This is a genomic window from Phycisphaerales bacterium (assembly GCA_016716475.1).
In the GTDB taxonomy this organism is placed as follows: domain Bacteria; phylum Planctomycetota; class Phycisphaerae; order UBA1845; family Fen-1342; genus JADJWG01.
Genome location: JADJWG010000002.1, coordinates 727,048 through 740,605, shown reverse-complemented (window position 1 = coordinate 740,605; position 13,558 = coordinate 727,048). Strand labels below are relative to the sequence as shown.

Here is a 13,558-nt window from a genome sequence, read left to right as displayed (position 1 = left end):
TCTACCCCCGCAGGCCGGAGCCCGCGCAGAAGGAGTCCCGCGCGTGAATCTACGCGACACCCTGCAACACGAAATCACGCGCAGTGGCGCTCAGTTTCTGGACCTGCGCTACACCGAACCCGGTGGTACCTGGCTCCAGGCAAGCTGTACGACGACGGCACCTGCCCTCGACTCCCTGTGGTTGCAATCGGGATTCGCGTCACCAGACTGGCAGGCGCGCGGCGAAATGCTGCTACCCACCGGCAAACATGCGCCCCTCGACCCATTCGCGCAGCATCCTACCCTGACAATCCTCTGTGAACGGGCCGACATCGCTTCCGGGGTTGCCTTGGCTGACGACCCACGCGCCCTGCTGCGTCTCGCACTGCGGCGGATCGAAGAATTGCATGAGTGGGACCGGATATGGGTAACGGGCGTGCTGGAGTTCTATCTCTTCGATCAGGCCAGCTTCGATTCCGGCTGCCACAGGAGTCATTATCAGGTGGATTCACGCGAAGGCGCCTGGCGGCGCGGCGGTGATGGTCCCGACAATCTCGGTACACAGATTCCGAGTGCGGGCGGCAGTGGTGTCGTGCCGCCCATGGATACCCTGCACAACCTCCGCGCCGAGATGGTGGCCGCCGCCACAACCCTCGGCGCCACCGTGACGGGCCACGGACATGGACGCGGCACGGGCGGGCATGGTCACCTGCTGCTCGGACCGATGCCTCTCGTGGACTTTGCCGACGGGGTCCAGATTACTCGGTACGCGATCCGCAGCGTCGCCGCACGACACGGCAAAGTTGCCACCTTCATGCCAAAGCCGCTGTATGGCGAGGCCGGCAACGGGCTCACTCTGCAACTCTGCCCGTGGCGCGGGGGCGCACCCGCGTGGGCCACGACCGCGGCCGCGGAAACAACCGCTTTGCACCTGCGGGAGTGGCTGCCCGCGTTGCTGGCGGTACTGTGCCCGACGACGAACAGCTACCGGCGACTCGCGGACGAGTTCGACGTTGGAGCTGGCGGCCATCTGCTCACCGCAGTGGATTCACCGCAGGGTCCTGCGATTCGGCTGTCGGTCGCTGACTCCGCGTGCAATCCCTACATCACGGGCGCGCTTTTGCTTTCCGCCACCGCAGCTGGCGGCCCACCCCCTCAGCCATCCTGGCCGCCGGACCTGGGAGCGGCCCTGGAGAGACTGGAGCTTGGAGCCGGGCGTCTGTGTGCGGAATGGACCACCCCGGACAAGTGGCTGTTACCCTGGATCACGGAGAGGCGCAAGGACATCTTGGCGCTGGGGCGGCGGCCACACCCATTCGAGTATGCGCTCTATTTCAATGTGTGATGCGACCGGCGGCTTGGCTGGCATCCATTCCTGCCCGGCCTTAGGATGATCATCCTGCGACGCCCGTGTCGTACGCATGTCGTACGCATGTCGGCGTGCGGACCTTGGCACAGGAGGTAACCGGATGGACGAGAATCGCGAACAGGAACTGGCCCTGCGGCTGCAGGAAGAGCACAAGTCCCTGAACCAACTGGCGCAAGTCCTCCGTGAGCACATTGCCACCCAGCCGAGTGTCAACCTGGGCGCGTGGCTGGATGGTCTCCGGACTGCGTTCGAGCGCCTGCAAGCCCACATCGAACGTACGATCGAAATGAAGGTGCGGGACGGTTACCTGGAAACGATCCTGGGCCAACGTCCCACCCTCGCTAAGCAGGTCGAATTCATCAAGGCCGAGCACCCACAATTGCTCCGAATGGCCGAAGGCATCCGCAATGACCTTGCCGCCACCCGGCCGGAGGACCGCGTGCTGGTGGCGGATGCGTGTGCGCGTGTACTGCGGTACATCGCGGTAGTGGGGCAGCACGAGCAGCGCGAGAACATGATCGTGATGTTCGCATTCAATCAGGATCTCGGGGGACAGTAACAACGCCCGGCCAACCACAGCGGTGGCGTCCGAGTCATGCGCCAGCGGAATGGCCGCGCGGAGTACCTGGCATGGGCGGCGCCCCGTGCGCCCCGGAGGTTGTGGAGCAATGACCGTACTACGACGCTGCCTTCAGATGCTCGGACTTCCGACTCTGGCAGCATTCGGCTTCGCGGCTGCCCTGCCGGCACTAGCGAACGACGTGCCCACCGATTCGCCTGTCGCAGAAGCCCTCCGCAAGGCGGAAGCGGCGGTCGCCGCCATCGTGTCCGTGCCGGCGGCGGATCGCACCTTCGACAATACCGTCGGCGCGATCGATGACCTGCTGGTACGCCTGCGGCTCGAGACCGAGTTCACACAATTCATGGCCTATGTTTCAACCGACGCCGCCGAACGCGAGCGCGGTCGGCTGGCTGAAGAGCATGTGCAGAACTGGCTCATCACGCTCAGCAAGCGCGTGGACCTGTATGAAGCGGTCAAGGCGTATGCTGCCACCGAGCCGCAACTCGCCGGCGAGCAGGCCCGGCTGCTCCAGCACACGCTCCGGGACTATCGCCGGGCCGGCATGGAGTTGCCGGCCGAGCAGCGGGCGCGGCTCCAGGAGCTGGAGCTCGAGGAAAACCGCCTCGTACTGGAATTCCAGAAGAACCTCCGCGACGACGAGACGCGTCTGCCGTTTACCGGTGACGAGCTGCGCGGGGTGCCCGAGGCGGTTCTCACACGACTGCCCCGCAGCGGCGACCTCTTCCTGGTCGGGCTCGACTCGCCGACCTACATGGCGGTGCAGACCTTCGGCGAAGTCGAGAATACGCGGCAGAAGCTCTACGTCTCTTACAAGCGCCTGGGCGGAAAACGCAATGTAGACCTGTTGGAACGCATCCTGAAGCTGCGTGCCCAACAGGCCCAACTTTTGGGGTACCCCAACATCGCGGCGTACGTCACCGAAGTGCGCATGGCGAAGTCCCCGGAGACGGTGCTGAAGTTCTACGAGGAGTTGCGGCCCGTGATTCGCCGGAAGGCGACCGCCGACTTCGCCGAATTCACCGCTGCCAAGCGTGAGCACACCGGCAACCCGGAAGCCCAGGTGCAAGCGTGGGACCAGTTCTTTTATGAAAACTGGCTCAAGCGCACGCGCTACGCGGTTGACGGGGAAAAGGTTCAGGAATATTTCCCCATGGACCGCGTCGTGCAAGCGGTCTTCGACATCACGCAGGAGCTGTTCGGCCTCGAATATCGCGATGTCACTTCTACGGCCGCGGCGGGGGGCCGCCCCATCTGGCACCCCGACGTGAAGCTTTATGAAGTCTGGGACCGCGCCAAGCAGGAGCTGCTGGGCGAATTCTATTTTGACCCGTATCCCCGGGACAACAAGTACGGCCACTTCGCCCAGTTCGGGCTGTTCCCGCGCAAAGTCTGGGCGGACGGCAGCGTGCAACGACCCCTGGTTGCACTGGTCTGCAACTTCCCCCCACCAAGCCAGGAACGTCCTGCGCTGATGACCCACTCGGACGTGGAAACATACTTCCACGAATTCGGCCACGCGCTGCACAGTCTTCTCACCGCCGTCGAATATGGCAGCTTCTCCGGTACGGCCACCGCGCTCGATTTCGTGGAACTGCCGTCTCAGATGCTCGAAAACTGGGTTTGGGATGGTGACGTGCTCCGAACCTTCGCACACCACTACAAAACCGGCGACCCCCTGCCGGATGATGTACTCGCTGCCATGCTCGCTGCCCGGAACGTCGGCTCCGGGATCACGGCAGAGCGGCAGGTGCTGTATGGCCTGACGGACCTGCGTTACCACCTATCTGCCGATGGTGCGGTTGATTCAACCGCACTCGGGCTTGCGACCTGGGCCGAGACGGAACTATTCCCGCCTGTACCTGAAACCTATTTCCAGGCGGGGTTCGGTCACCTTATGCATTACCACGCCGGGTACTACGGCTATTTGTGGTCAAAGGTATATGCCCAGGACATGTTCGCGTATTTCCAGGAGCACGGTCTCCTGAACCCGGACGCAGGGCAGTTCTACCGGCAGCATGTGCTGTCACGCGGTGGAGCGCAGGACGAGATGGAAATGCTCAAGGCGTTCCTCGGCCGTGAGCCCCGGCTGGAGCCGTTCCTGGAGCACCTCGGCATGGACGCAGTGAGTTCCACACAGTAGGAACCGGATCGGGAGGTCCGCGCCACCTGCCAGTTTGACAGCGCTGTGTCATCCACGGGCATTCCAACGAGTCTGACGACTGAACCACGGGACAGCCCCGCACTCTGCTCACCAGCGCGCAAGCCCGCGTACTGACTGCGGTTAGTGCATGCAGGGCGGGATGGGTTACGACAACCTGGTCACGCTCCGTCGTTCTGGCACGAACCTTGCATTCCATTCGGTCGCGGAAGATGCGCGCGCCGGTGCTAATCCCGCGCACCGCAGGTTGAGGTATCGCAGTCTCGCGCCGCCGATTCCGGCGCATGCAGAGGAGCATTCATGAGCAAGTTCTCGATTCGTCCGCTGGGTGAAAAGGTCCTGGTACAGCGTCTGGAGGCGGAGGAGCGCACCGCGGGCGGCATCGTTCTGCCCGATTCTGCACGCGAGAAGCCCCGCCGCGGTACGGTTCTCAGTGTCGGCGAAGGCCGGTTGCTCGACACCGGCGATCGCAAGGCGCTGCAGGTGAAGAAGGGTGACCAGGTACTGTTCAGCAGCTATGCCGGCACCGAGGTCAAAGTCAACGGCGAAGAGATGATCATCATGGACGAGAGCGACATTCTGGCCGTGCTCGACTGACCCGCCACTGGCGTTCCCATCCATGCGACGCCAGCTCCCGCAAGGGAGAATTCACCGTTTCGGGGGGGGTGTGGCGCGCCCCGTCGTCGGCCCCGTGGTGGACCGGTGACGGGGCGTGCCTTTCGCATTCCCGGACCCTGGGCCCCCCCTGCGCCCCTCTCCGGCGCTACAATTCCGGCGTGCAAGGTTTGTTACTGCACCCTGAACCCGTGCGCCCCGATAACGTGGGGGCAGGAATATGCGCTGATCCGAGGTCCCGGCATGAGACTTCTGCAACGATTGACGGCACGACGCGGTGGTTATGTAGCCCCCTGGCGGCGGCATTCTCCGCTGCTCCTGCTCTGGAAGCCGATCCGCAAGTTCCTCAATGTCATTGTCATCCCCATGATTCCTTCAACGACCTGCGCATCGGCCTCTACCGCTTGCTGGGTTTCAAGATCGGAAAGCATGTCTTCATCGGGATGCGCTGCTATCTCGATGATGTGAATCCTGGGCTCACGAGAATCGGAAATTACGTGGGAATATCCTACGGCGTTTACTTTGCGGTGCATGGGATTCATCAGGACGGCTCGCAACCGATCGAAATCGGTGACGGCACATACATCGGGATGCGCACTACGATCGTGGCCGGGCGCCAAGGTGTGCGGATCGGTCGAAACTGCCTGGTCGGAGCCGCATCCGTAGTGACACGCTCCCTGCCCGACCATGCGGTCGCCGTTGGTGTTCCGGCCCGCGTCTTGCGTTACAGCGACGAGGTGCTGTCGCGCCGTTTTCATCATCACCTCGGCGAAGCTGGTGCGGCAGATTTGCTGAAATCCAGCCACGCCGCCGCACATACGAGTGACTGCGACCACGCCGCCACCGTCACCGCCGCGAGCTAAGCTGGGTTCAACCACACGCACACGGCCGACAGGCAGCCCGGGCGCGCGGTGACAGCCACCTGCCGAAATGACAGCGCGCCGATCCACTTCACACGCAGGGTTCCACCTCAGCCCTATCTTCACAAGTCTTTATAATAAAACAACTTGAGACTTGGTTGCCACATAACGGCTGTGTGGCGCGCATTTTGCCAGTTAAACCCGTGGCCGGGGTTGGTTGCAGTGCGCCTGACATTTCCGTCGGCCCTGCGGCTGGCTGAGCCAAGGACCATCGAGTTACCAAGCCGGGCTTGCGGGCTAGTCCGCTCCCGCCCAGAGGAACAGGAGCTTTATTGATGGCAGCCAAGCAGATCGCCTACGACATGGAAGCCCGCGAGGCCATTCGCCGCGGCGTGCGGCAACTGGCCCGCGCGGTGAAGGTCACCCTGGGCCCCCGGGGTCGCAACGTCGTGATCGAGAAGTCCTTCGGCGCGCCGACCGTCACGAAGGACGGTGTCACGGTGGCCAAAGAGGTGGAACTCGAGGACGCGTACGAGAACATGGGCGCCCAGATGGTCAAAGAGGTCGCCAGCAAGACCTCGACCGTTGCGGGTGACGGCACGACGACGGCCACGATTTATGCTGAAGCGATCTTCGATGAGGGGCTGAAGAACCTGGCGGCCGGCGCGAACGCGATGGAGCTTCGCCGCGGCATCGATCTCGGCGTGACCGCCGTCATCGAAGCGCTCAAGAAGCTCGCGGTGCCGGTGAAGGGTAAGGAGCAGATTGCCCAGGTTGGCACCTGCGCCGCCAACCAGGATACCGAGATCGGAAACAAGATTGCCGAGGCCATGGAGAAGGTCGGTAAGGATGGCGTCATCACGGTCGAAGAGGGCAAGGGCCTCGAGACCACCGTCGATCTCGTCGAGGGCATGCAGTTTGACAAGGGGTACATCTCACCTCACTTCGTCAACAAGCCCGAGTCCATGGAGGTCGTGCTCGACAACCCCTACATCCTTGTCCACGAGAAGAAGATCTCGTCGGTCAAGGATCTGCTGCCGCTGCTCGAGAAGATCGCCAAGGCCGGCAAGCCGCTGCTGGTGATCGCCGAAGAGGTGGACGGTGAGGCGCTTGCCACGCTTGTGCTCAACAAGCTCCGTGGCATCCTGCAGTGCGCCGCCGTCAAGGCCCCCGGTTTCGGCGACCGCCGCAAGGCCATGCTGGAAGACATCGCGATCGTCACCGGCGGCACCGCGGTCTTTGAGGACCTCGGTATCAGTCTCGAGAAGATCGAGTTGAATGAACTCGGTCGGGCCAAGCGGGTGATCGTCGACAAGGAGACCTGCACCCTGATCGAAGGGGCCGGCGAAACCGCGAAGATCAAAGGCCGCATCGAGGCCATCAAGCACGAGATCGACGCCACCACGAGTGACTACGACCGCGAGAAGCTCGAGGAGCGCCTCGCGAAGCTGTCCGGTGGCGTCGCGCAGATCAACGTGGGTGCTGCGACCGAAATCGAGATGAAAGAGAAGAAGGCCCGCGTCGAGGACGCGCTGCACGCTTGCCGTGCGGCGGTCGAGGAAGGTGTGCTTCCGGGTGGTGGTGTGGCGGTCCTGCGCTGTGAAGAGGCGCTCGACGCGGCCTACAAGAAGGCCCGCGGCGACCAGAAGACCGGTGTGGACATCATTCGCCGCGCCCTTCGGGCTCCGATCCGCCAGATCGCGGAGAACGCTGGCTTGGATGGTTCGATCGTCTGCCAGAAAGTCCTCGAAGGCAAGGGCAACTTCGGCTACAACGCGCTGACCGAGGAGTACGGCGACCTCGTCAAGATGGGCGTCATCGTCCCGCTCAAGGTCGAACGTGTCGCGCTCGAGAACGCGGCTTCGGTATCGGGCCTCCTGCTCACAACCGATGCGGCCGTCAGCGAACTGAAGGAAAAGGACGACGAGAAGAAGGGCGGCGGCATGCCCGGCATGTAAGCGCATAAGAGCCCAACCCGGCTCCTGCGGGAGTCGGCTTCCCATAAACAAGGGCGTCGGTCGGTGTGTTCCCATGCCGGCCGGCGCTCCTTTCGTTACTGGTCCCTGTTCGCGGGCGGCACGCCCTCCGACTGCTGCGTGCGACCACGGATGAAACGCTTGTTTCGCCGCGCGAATTCCGTTGACTGGTCACATAGCAGGGGCTAGGGTGATGAGAGGTGTCTGAGGAATTTGTACGTTTATGGCCTGCCCAGTGGGCAGGGCGCTAAGGGGCATCTACATGCGTATCGACGTAATGACGGCGCGGCGCCTGCTCCTCTGCTGTGTGGTGGCCGCGGGCGCGGTGAGCACAAGCTGGGCACAACAAGCAGAGCAGCAGCGCAAGTTCGTGGTCATGATGGCTGCCCCGCCCAAGTCCTTCCCGCAGTGGCCCCTGCCCGCCGGGCAGACACTGCCAAACCCCGTGAACGCTTTCCGCCATTATTTCGACCAGAACCCCGCGAATGGCATCGACTCTTTCGCCGAGTTCTGGCGCGAAATCTCCTATGGCCGCGTTACCGTAACCGGTGATGCGTTCGGCTGGGCGGAACTGCCATGGCCGATTATGCCACTCCAGGACCAGGTTCCGACGGGCTGGACTGTCCCGACCACCGCCGGCGGTATGTCACAAGCGATCCTGCCGTACATTGAACTCAACGGTAACGGCCGTTTCGACGCGTTCGCCGGAGAGGCCTTTGACGAATCGCGGCAGAGGTACGTCATCGATATGAACGGTGATCTTGCCGGCCCAACCGATCCACCGCCGGGTCTGATTGACGGTTGGTGGACTCCCGGTGAGCGCTTCTACGATTTGAACAACAACAGCCGTTATGACGGGCTCTTGGAAGACACCCGCGATGGGCTCGCCGGTGAGGACTGCGCCGTGGATGGCGTGATTGAGGACGGCGAGTTTGGGGACATCGATAACAGTGACGAGTGGAACTACCCTGAGCCGTTCGAAGACTTCATGTGGATTTACTGGCCGACGGCCAACCCGCCCTGGATTCGGCTGGATCCCAGCCCGAAAAACGAGTTCGAGGGCGATGAGAACACGCCTGGCTCGCGTGCGTGGGCCGAGGCCTACATCCGACGCAACTACCCTGGCGACGTGGGGCAAATTGTCTCGGCCCCGAACGTCAATGACGGCTCCGGCTTCCTGGGCCGCTTCGGCAACGGCATCTACGACGGTCCCGATTCCTGGACCGAGCGCGGCAATTCGAAGATGTGGCAGCAGCCGGGGACACCTTTTGTCGAGACCGCACTCACACTGAGCCCGGACGACGAAGGGCGCTGGCCTTACGCGATTCCGATGGAAGAGGGCGGCATCACGTGGTGGGATGCCTACTATGGCGACCGCTGGGACAACTTCTGGCGGATCTTCTTCCTGGTCTCGGGACTACAGGCCCCACCGCCGGCACCGCCGCTGCCGATCCCGCCGCGCCCGGAACTCGACGCACCCACATGGAATCCGCTGATTCCCAACTATGTGCCGTACGACCTGGAACATGCCAATGCATTCCCGCCGTTCGAGCCGAACGTGGGCGGACCGACCGCGCGCTCCGGTGAGGAGTGGACTCCGGCCGACTATGACCCCGAAACCGACTGCGCCCTGCCACCGGTTGAGCCCGCGTCCCTCGGCGACGGTTCGTTCCCGCCGGGCTACTCCATCCCCACAGAAGCCGTGATTCGTCCTGATGCGGACGGTCGCTATGACGGGCGAGCCGAGTTCGAAGATCTGCCGTCCTCGATGTACTACGCGAACCGCCCTTCCGGCCTTGGCTACGGGGGTGATGGGCGGCTGGGTGAGGTTACTTCAACCCAGAACTTCTCATACTACGGGCACGATGTCGGTGATGGCACACCCAATGGGACCAGCCCGGATGGGTTCATCTCCGCCGGCGGCCCCATGGCGTACCTCGTCCATGGCGCAAACGGTATGGATGGCGGTAACGTGCTCTCTCTCGAAGTCATTACGTGGATGAGCAACGCCAACAGCGTCGCGGACTGGGATCCGATCGAACCGGTCGACAACGAAGGGACCCCACTTGTGGATCCATTCACGGGCGACCCCATTTCGGTCCAGATCCCCGCGACAATCTTCCGGCGTGACTTCAACCTTGACGGTTTGCTCGATCAGGGCGAAGTGCGCCACATCGGCACCGAAAATTACGCCATCGACAGCAACCCGCAGACCGCCAACGACGGCGGTCCCGGCAATGACTACCCATTCAACCGCCGCCGCCTGACTGAGGCCGCGGTGGCCGCACTGGATGCGACGATTAATTGGGATAACTTCGTCATGTCAGTCCCCTGGGAGGACGAAGACGATCAGGGCAACCCGATCTCAGGTGTGACACACTTCCTCCACTCCACGGTACTGCTGCCGGGTGACCTCTACCCCGACGGGCTGGCGGCCGGCGGCCGTGGTCTGTTCCAGTTGCCCGCCCCCGCGATGGATTTACCCATCAATGTCCTGGAGAAACCCGGCAATCCGCTGTCGCCCATCTTCTTCTCCGACTTCGCCACGGCCCTCAACGCAACGGGTGAAGCCGGCCAGATTACCCAGACCGAGACCTTTGCAAAGGAGCTGATGGCGCACGAGTGGCTGCATGTCTGGGAGGGCTACCCTGACCTGTACGACTACGACGAGTACACCGGCGGGTACGTCAACCGGCCGGTGGCCGGGTGGGACATCATGGCGGGTGGGTTTGTGCATCCGTCACCGGTTCTGAAGGAGTTCTACCTCGGCAGCGAAGATTTGGGGACGGCCCACACGCCATGGATGGAGCCAATCAACCTGCGCGATGTGCTCAACCCGCTCGTCGAGCAGGAAGTCATTATCCGCGATTTCGCGTTCCACCCCACGGGCTCCGCGTTTTACTTTGAGAACCAGAACAACGAGGGTGAGCGCTTCTACTTCTACACCCTCACCGCGCCGAGCCCGGAGAATCCGCGGATCATCAACTTCTCGAAGAATGCCCCCGGTGCTGCCGTTGGAAACGGCCTGATGATCATGCAGACCGATTTCGGCGTGAACTTCCCCGAGGGTTTCCCGCTCCAACAGCGCATCGGGACCCGGCCGAGCTTCCTGGTGGTGCAGGCCGACGGGCTCGCGCAGTTGCAGAACGGTGAGAACAATGGCGACGACGGCGATCCGTTCCCGGGCAGCACCGGCAACACGTCGTTCGGCCCATTCACCGATCCGAGCTCCAACTGGTGGGGCCAGGTTCGCAGCGATATCGAGATCACCAACATCGTCCAACAGCCGACCCAGTCGGTTGTGACATTCGTGTGGAAGCCACGCTCAGTACCCTCGCTCCAGTTCGACCGTCCCCCGGCGGTCGAGGTGGTTGCAGGCGGCCTGCCTCTGTCCTACGAAGCGTTCGACTTCTACGGCGGCACGACGATCGAGTTCTATGCCGACACCGTGGGGAGCGGTTATCCGGCTTCCGGTGTGCTGCTCGGCACCTCGGCCAAGCCGGCCGGGTTGGCACAGCAGGTCTTCTTCGCGCCGGTAAACAGTCTGCCGGGCGACGGTCGGTATTACTTCTACGCCCGGCTGGTCCCTGGTCCGGGTGCCGATGACATCACCGATCCATCAAGCTCCACGCCCCGCCCCGCTTTCGAGAACCGGGGGAAGGGCACAGTCGATGTGACGAATGTCGATATTGCCTTGTCCTTCCTGGAAAGCTGGACGTTGACCTGCATCGACGACTCCGTGCCCGGTGCGGAAGTGTGGGAAGTGCGGGGTTCGATCTCGGGCCTCCAGAACAATGCCACCACCGGCGTACCCTATACGTCGAACACCGGCGCCGTCAGCTTCGTGATCAACTCGACCGCACTGGTACAGGGCGGCGCGAACGCGAACGTCGGCCCGGGCCCGAACGGCTACCTGCTCACGGACCCGGATGCGAACTTCGTCGCGAGCCAGTTCCGGCCGGGTGAGTATGTCCGCATCCTCGGTGGGCCGGGGGCCACACCGGGCTACTACCGCATCCTTAGTGTGCCCACTACGAAGCAGTTGCGGCTGGCCGGTGACGTAGATCCGGGCGATACCGCCGGCGCAGGTGGATTACAGTACCGTGTGTTCAGCTACCAGAGCAGTATCCTCGGCCGCAAGCCCGACCGTTTCCAATTCCTCACCACCGGCCGCACGCCTTACAGCTTGCCGGTTACGGTGCAGAACGGCCAGGTTGTGCCGACGGTGACCGCCGCGATCGACGTGAGCTACCCGGATCAGGTCGCCAACCCGAACAACGAGATTCCGTTGACCGTGCGGTTCGACGGTTCACAGTCGCTCGACGAAACCGGCTTCACGAACCCCAACCTGCTGTACCAGTGGTTCCTGGATGCCGCCGCACCAGGTGGTCCGACGGCCACCGGACCGATTGTGACTTACACCTACAGCAACCCGCCGCTGGGCAACATCGTGCGGCTGGTCGTGACCAACCCGGAGACCGGGCGCGTGGGTGAAGCCACGGCGACGATCGTCTTCGCTGTCTCCGACATCGACGGCGATGGGATTCCGGATTACCTGGACAACTGCCCGACGGTCTGGAATCCGAATCAACTCGATACCGATGGCGACGGGATTGGCGACGCCTGCGATAATTGTCCGTTTGTCTCAAACCCCGACCAGTTGGATACGGATGGCGATGGCGTGGGCGATGCTTGCGACAATTGCCCCGCCCTGCCTAACCCGAATCAGCTCGATTCGGATGGCGACGGACTGGGCGATGCCTGCGACAACTGCCCGTTTGCCTTCAACCCCAACCAGTCAGATCGTGACCGGGACGGCATCGGCGATGCCTGTGACAACTGCCCGGATACGTGGAATCCCAACCAGCTCGACGGTGACGGCGATGGTATTGGTGATGCCTGCGACAATTGCCCATTCGTGCCCAACCCCAGCCAGGCGGACCTCGACGGCGACGGTATCGGCGACGCCTGCGACCCGGACCGCGACGGTGACGGCATTCCGAACGAATTGGACAATTGCCCCGATGTGTTCAACCCGACCCAACTCGACTCGGATGGTGACGGGCTGGGCGACGCCTGTGATCCGTGCCCGTTCGATGCCCAGAACGACATTGACGGTGACGGCATCTGCGGTGACGTGGACAACTGCCCGTTCATTTTCAATCCCAACCAACTGGATTCGAACGGCAACGGTGTGGGCGATGCCTGTGAAGCGGGTGGTCCGAGCCCGCCGGATGGCGCCGTCCGCGTGCCACTGACGATTCGTCTGGCCTGGGAGCCGGTCGCGGGTGCGGTGCAGTACGAGGTTTACTTCGGTACGACGACCTCGCCGGCGCTCCTCACCACGACAGTAGAGACGGCCTGGGAAGTGACCGGCCTCGACTTCGACACGGTCTACTACTGGCAGATCGTGACGCGCACGAGTTCCCTTGTGCTGCCGGGACCCCTCTGGTCCTTCCGCACAACACCGCAACTGCCGGGCGTGCCGTCCGGTCCGACCCCGGCGAATGGTGCGACCGGTGTGCCGGTCAACATCGTGCTCGACTGGGCGGATACGTCGAACACCGTCATCTACAAGGTGCTGGTTGCGACGGACCCGGCCCTGACTCAGATTCGCTTCGAGGGTAGCACACTGACGAGCGCGTGGCCGATCACCGGTCTCGAGTTCGGTACGACGTACTACTGGCGGATCCAGGCCAAGAACGAGGCGGATACAACGCCGGGACCGGTCTGGTCCTTCCAGACGGCGTTCGCGGTGGCTCCGCCGGGTGACGACAGCGGCCAGGTGACTCCTCCGCCTCCACCGCTGGACGATGACACCGATAGCGGTCAGGACCAGCCGCCGCTGAACGGTGGCGGACTGTGCGGCGCTACGGGCGCCGGGCTGCTGCTCGCCGTCCTCGCGGGCCTCGCATGCACGCGTCCGCGGCGCAGTGTCCCTCGCCGCTGACGTCGCCAGCAGGTGAAACCACATCCGGCCGGTGCCGTTTTACCCACGGCGCCGGCCGGCGTGCTTTG

Annotated in this window: 7 protein-coding genes; all 7 read left to right on the top strand. The window is 63.3% G+C overall.

The annotated features are described in order from the left end of the window. Window positions 1-43 precede the first annotated feature (43 nt). The 7 genes from IPM18_10720 to IPM18_10690 all read left to right on the top strand — a co-directional run bounded on the left by IPM18_10720 (window position 44) and on the right by IPM18_10690 (window position 13,490). A complete protein-coding gene (locus IPM18_10720; protein MBK9120055.1) occupies window positions 44-1,324 on the top strand; it encodes a hypothetical protein in 1,281 nt (426 codons plus the stop codon). Window positions 1,325-1,448: 124 nt separating this feature from the next. Then, window positions 1,449-1,907 carry a hypothetical protein gene (locus IPM18_10715; GenBank protein ID MBK9120054.1) on the top strand — a complete coding sequence of 153 codons (459 nt, stop codon included), beginning with the start codon at window positions 1,449-1,451 and terminating at the stop codon, window positions 1,905-1,907. A 109-nt stretch (window positions 1,908-2,016) separates the two neighbouring features. Continuing rightward, window positions 2,017-4,071: a Zn-dependent oligopeptidase gene (locus tag IPM18_10710; protein MBK9120053.1), complete on the top strand. Its 2,055-nt coding sequence runs from the start codon at window positions 2,017-2,019 to the stop codon at window positions 4,069-4,071. A 318-nt stretch (window positions 4,072-4,389) separates the two neighbouring features. After that, window positions 4,390-4,686, top strand: a complete 297-nt coding sequence (gene groES, locus IPM18_10705; GenBank protein MBK9120052.1) for a co-chaperone GroES — start codon at window positions 4,390-4,392, stop codon at window positions 4,684-4,686. Window positions 4,687-5,201: 515 nt separating this feature from the next. Continuing rightward, window positions 5,202-5,567, top strand: coding sequence for a hypothetical protein (locus tag IPM18_10700; GenBank protein ID MBK9120051.1), 366 nt, complete (start codon window positions 5,202-5,204; stop codon window positions 5,565-5,567). 332 nt (window positions 5,568-5,899) lie between these two features. Further along, entirely contained in the window at window positions 5,900-7,522 is a 1,623-nt protein-coding gene (gene groL, locus IPM18_10695) for a chaperonin GroEL (protein MBK9120050.1), read from the top strand. A 2,734-nt stretch (window positions 7,523-10,256) separates the two neighbouring features. After that, window positions 10,257-13,490 (top strand): thrombospondin type 3 repeat-containing protein, encoded by a 3,234-nt coding sequence (locus IPM18_10690; GenBank protein MBK9120049.1) that lies wholly within the window; start codon window positions 10,257-10,259, stop codon window positions 13,488-13,490. Window positions 13,491-13,558 lie beyond the last annotated feature (68 nt).

Excerpts from the sequence above, each read along its gene's own strand:
- IPM18_10710 (MBK9120053.1), top strand. The coding sequence starts at position 2,017 with ATGACCGTACTACGACGCTGCCTTCAGATGCTCGGACTTCCGACTCTG.
- IPM18_10715 (MBK9120054.1), top strand. The coding sequence starts at position 1,449 with ATGGACGAGAATCGCGAACAGGAACTGGCCCTGCGGCTGCAGGAAGAG.
- groES (MBK9120052.1), top strand. The coding sequence starts at position 4,390 with ATGAGCAAGTTCTCGATTCGTCCGCTGGGTGAAAAGGTCCTGGTACAG.
- groL (MBK9120050.1), top strand. The coding sequence starts at position 5,900 with ATGGCAGCCAAGCAGATCGCCTACGACATGGAAGCCCGCGAGGCCATT.
- IPM18_10690 (MBK9120049.1), top strand. The coding sequence starts at position 10,257 with ATGGCGGGTGGGTTTGTGCATCCGTCACCGGTTCTGAAGGAGTTCTAC.